Source organism: Psychromonas aquimarina ATCC BAA-1526, from assembly GCF_000428725.1.
Taxonomy (GTDB): Bacteria; Pseudomonadota; Gammaproteobacteria; order Enterobacterales; family Psychromonadaceae; genus Psychromonas; species Psychromonas aquimarina.
The window spans coordinates 1-3,374 of sequence record NZ_AUAM01000103.1 but is presented as its reverse complement, the minus strand read 5'-3'; the positions used below and the strand labels follow the sequence as shown (position 1 = coordinate 3,374).

The 3,374-nt window shown below is 40.8% G+C and carries 1 protein-coding gene and 1 pseudogene; one reads left to right on the top strand and one right to left on the bottom strand.

Annotated features, from left to right (window positions below):
• The first annotated feature begins 778 nt into the window (after positions 1-778).
• Positions 779-2,491, top strand: coding sequence for a mechanosensitive ion channel family protein (locus G337_RS26735; RefSeq protein ID WP_051303404.1), 1,713 nt, complete (start codon positions 779-781; stop codon positions 2,489-2,491).
• Positions 2,492-2,618: 127 nt separating this feature from the next.
• On the opposite strand, the pseudogene G337_RS29300 reads toward G337_RS26735, so the two are convergent.
• Positions 2,619-2,907, bottom strand: a pseudogene (locus G337_RS29300) (IS3 family transposase); the annotation flags it as partial.
• Positions 2,908-3,374 lie beyond the last annotated feature (467 nt).

The following is a 3,374-nucleotide window of genomic DNA, read 5'->3' as shown; positions in this document are numbered from 1 at the left end:
ACAGTACCAACTTTAATCCATTGCCTAATAAGACGGATAATGCGTTTATCCCCTATTCGGTGTTCGATGAACTTGATGAGCCAGCCATGCTCTACGGTATCGAAGAACTTGCTGATGTCCAAATCCAACACCCAGTTTACCTTTCTTTTCATAATCGCCACATGCAGAGCATCTAGCGCATCATGCTGCCCACGTTCGGGTCATAAAACCATATGAGAAACCAAGAAAGTCAGTTTCATATATTTGGTTTAACACCTGCACAGTTGCTTGCTGAACGATTTTATCTTCCAAACATATAATACTCAGCCCCCGCTCACTTCCATCTTCTTTCGGAATAAACCCAAGCCGGCAAGGCAAGTGTTTATTCCAAAAGAAGATGGAGACAAACATATTTAGATCAGATGTTTAACAACAGCGAAGCTGCATTTTATCAATCCAATTTTCCGATAACTGAACGACTTAAACCGTCATAAGTGTCCCGGCTGCTCAACGAGCTGCGACGCGCAAAGGTTTGCTGCACTACTAAATATCTGTGGTCTCTTGAGATGGGCGACTTGCTGGCTATTGGCATCATCTTATGGTGATAAAACTCAATAAACAGAAGTATTGTTTTTTAGCTGTATAATGGGGATCTTAACCTTAAATCTGAAAATAACAGCATAACCGCAATTGAGCCAGCTTATTTTTATGCATATAATTAATGTCATTTTTAATTGGTATTCCGTAGAGATACCTGATTGCACGCCCTTTTTAAGCTAAATCTAAATAAGGATATTTGATGACGACTTCTTCGCGTATTTGGTTACGAGCATTGATAACTACAGCTCTTATGCTTCTGATAAACTTCTCTGCCGTCGCTGGAACAAACTCTACTTCATCAGGTTTAATTGATTTTCCACTAACACCTGCTAAAACAGGTTCTCCCCAGGAAACACTAACCAGTTTCAACAGCTTAGTTCAACAGGCTAATGCACAGTTGTTATTAGCACGAAAGTCAGTTAATCAATTTAACCGCCAACAAGCCAGTGTGCAGGCAGAAAAAGCTGAATTACTTTTTCTCAAAGCAGCTGATTGTTTTGACTTGTCATATCTATCTAGTACAGGTAAAAGCGAACGAGCCATCGAAGCAGTAATATTAATGAAAGAAGTGTTAGCTAGAACTCCATTACCCGATTGGAAAACATTACAAACTGAAAATAGTGTGACCGGGGAGGAGACAAGCTGGCGGCTTCCTAATACCTCTATAGAGTTGCTGCGTATGCCTGACGGGCGCTTTTTGTTTAGCAGTCAAACTGTTAGCCGCTTAGAATACTATTACACTGCAGTGAAACATTTACCACCACTGAGGGAGTCATCACAAGATTTATACGCCTATTATGCAGCCAGTGCGGGCAGCTTGCTACCTCCGTATTGGTTTAAATGGATTGAAGCATTGCCTGGATCCTATATGACTTTGCATGCAGGGCAGGCTGTGTGGCAATGGGTTGCTTTAGCCGTAGTTACTCTATTTCTTAGCTTAGGTATCTGGGCTACCTATCGTGCTCCCTTACTCAAAATATTACCGCTCATACGGCCTATCCTTGCCGCCGCTTTGATTCAAGGATTTCTTTATCTGACAAATGATCAAATCAATATTTCAGGTATGCTGATGCTTCGTTTACACCAGGCAGGCGAGTTGGCTTTCTGGCCGTTATTAGCACAAATTGCATATATCTTAGGTTCGCGCCTTAGCCAATGGGTTCTGGTCGCTGCCCACTCATCAAATGAAGGCGGCAACATCAGTTTGGTAGCCATCGCTAAAACCTTGTTTGGAGCTTTATTAGCCACCTTGGTATTAGGGTTTGGTCTATCCCGTTTAGGTGTTCCAGTATATGGTATCATTACAGGCTTAAGTCTAGGAGGGATGGCCATTGCACTGGCGATTCGTCCAACGATCGAAAACTTAATTGGCGGAGCAATTCTGTACTTTGATAAAACGATTCTGTTGGGGGATTATTGTTCGATCGGCCAATATTCAGGCACAGTTGAGTCTATTGGTGTTCGTTCCACCCGTATTCGGGCATTGAACCGTACTATTATTACAGTTACCAATGCTGACCTGGTCAAAATGAAAATTACTAATTACAGTCAACGTGACATGTATCAGTTCAGAACCAAGTTTTGTCTGCGCTTTGAAACCACTCAGAGGCAGCTCAAACTGATCATTGATGATTTCAGGCATTATATCGCATCACACCCTCGAACAGTGGATTCACCGCAACGGGTGCATCTTGTGGAGTACGGTGAATACTCATTAAATATCGAGGTGGTGGCTTATCTAAACACCCGTAGTCTTGATGAATTTCTAGATCTGCAGGAGATCCTTTTAATGGAGTTAGGGGAAATAGTGAAACAGCATGGTGCCCAGTTAGCACTACCGTCCTCGACTAGCTATTTGGCAATGGATAGTGATGAGCTCTCGACTGATTTTACGTCGTTAGAAAATAATTAAACATTGATCCCCCCAGCTCAGCTTGGGGGGCTCGCATAGATTTGACCGTGACAACGCTCGGGGGATCTTTTTTGCTCGATTAAAAGTAAAGAGGAAAAAACTATGCGAGACTATAAGAGTGCTCTGATCAACTCCAGCCGGGCACTTTTCTAAAGGAATTTTCATATTCAATTGGCGACTGATCTGCATTAGCTGAGTGCAGCTGGTCAACATTGTAATATTTCATATATTTAGTCACATCTTTATGTCTAGGCTGTGGTACTTTAAATAACCAGTCATGTTTTAACTGCCGAAGAATAGTTTAACAACGGCATTATCCCAATATGCACCTTATCTCCATACTTGCAGCCTAAACGCTTCAATAATGCTCTAAAGCCCTTGCTGGTATATTGAGAGCTGTTGCTGTGACACACAACATAAGCTCGTGTCCAATTTTTTGGGCTTCCATTTCTAAATCAGAATTAAAACAAATATGCTGACTGCAATATAGTTTAAATGCGATTATCTATCAATGTTCAGTTTGTTGCTGAGCATGTTTCCTGTTGTTATCAGCGTTAACTATCAGTAGCTATTAGTGATGATTTTCAAGTGTTAGCAAGCATTGGTAAGTATTAATAACTGTATTTTAGGCGTAATTTTCTCTAAGATTTTTTGTCTTTACGGTTTGGAAAAACACCTGAAGTAAATTAATTTAACCGGGATAATAAAAGTGATGACGATGACAGCTAATAAAATTACAGAAAAAATCTTTCAGTTTTACACAGTTAATTATGAATCAGGCGATATTTCAATAGCTCGAAGAGCGATTAACCCCCCTATAGAAAATAAGCCTTGACCTGGTCAACTGAATTCAGTCACCCTAGTTAAGTTCGTTAAGCTACTT

Coding starts and splice junctions, on each gene's coding strand:
- G337_RS26735 (WP_051303404.1), top strand. CDS start 779: ATGACGACTTCTTCGCGTATTTGGTTACGAGCATTGATAACTACAGCT.